1 protein-coding gene is annotated in these 1,314 nt (G+C 61.1%); it reads right to left on the bottom strand.

The genetic code is table 11. The features are described 5' to 3' along the window. Window positions 1-1,314 (bottom strand): hypothetical protein (locus DPV74_RS42050; protein WP_276142233.1); only part of this gene is annotated, 1,314 nt, incomplete at both ends.

Genomic DNA, 1,314 nt, shown 5'->3' with positions numbered 1-1,314 from the left:
GCTCGATCACCTCGTTGTCGACCTCGACCTCGACGGGTCTGTCGTCGGCTAACAGCTCGATCACGTCGCTCTCGACTTCGACCTCGACGGGTCTGTCGTCGGCCAACAGTTCGATCACGTCCCTGTCGACTTCGACCTCGACCGGTTTGTCGTCGGCTAACAGCTCGATCACTTCGCTGTCGACTTCGACCTCGACGGGTCTGTCCTCGGCTAACAGCTCGATAACCTCGCTGTCGACGTCGACCTCGACCGGCCTCTCGTCGGCCAACAGCTCGATCACGTCGTTGTCCACGTCGACCTCGACGGGTCTCTCGTCGGCCAACAGCTCGATCACGTCGCTCTCGACTTCGACCTCGACCGGTTTGTCGTCGGCCAATAGCTCGATCGATTCGTTGTCGACCTCGACCTCGACGGGTTTGTCGTCGGCTAACAGCTCGATCACGTCGCTGTCGACCTCGACCTCGACGGGTCTGTCGTCGGCCAACAGTTCGATCACGTCCCTGTCGACTTCGACCTCGACCGGTTTGTCGTCGGCTAACAGCTCGATCACTTCGCTGTCGACGTCGACCTCGACGGGTCTGTCCTCGGCTAACAGCTCGATCACCTCGCTGTCGACGTCGACCTCGACCGGCCTCTCGTCGGCCAACAGCTCGATCACTTCGTTGTCGACTTCGACCTCGACGGGCCTGTCGTCAGCCAACAGCTCGATCACGTCGCTGTCGACCTCGACCTCGACGGGTCTGTCGTCGGCTAACAGCTCGATCACTTCGCTCTCGACCTCGACCTCGACCGGTCTGTCGTCGGCTAACAGCTCGATCGATTCGCTGTCGACCTCGACCTCGACGGGTCTGTCGTCGGCTAACAGCTCGATCACTTCGCTCTCGACCTCGACCTCGACCGGTCTGTCGTCCGCGAATAGCTCGATCACGTCGCTGTCGACCTCGACCTCGACCGGTCTGTCGTCGGCTAACAGCTCGATCACTTCGTTGTCGACCTCGACCTCGACCGGTCTGTCGTCCGCGAATAGCTCGATCGATTCGCTGTCGACCTCGACCTCGACGGGCCTCTCGTCGGCTAACAGCTCGATCACTTCGCTGTCGACCTCGACGTCGACCGGTTTGTCGTCGGCTAATAGCTCGATCACCTCGTTGTCGACTTCGACCTCGACCGGCCTGTCGTCGGCCAACAGCTCGATCACTTCGCTCTCGACCTCGACCTCGACCGGTCTGTCGTCCGCGAATAGCTCGATCGATTCGCTGTCGACCTCGACCTCGACGGGCCTCTCTTCGGCTAACAGCTCGATCACTTCGCTCT

The sequence above is a fragment of the Burkholderia sp. HAN2018 genome, from assembly GCF_024704855.1.
GTDB lineage: Bacteria > Pseudomonadota > Gammaproteobacteria > Burkholderiales > Burkholderiaceae > Burkholderia > Burkholderia cepacia.
The sequence above is the reverse complement of the archived record's forward strand: the minus strand, read 5'-3'. Positions and strand labels throughout refer to the sequence as shown.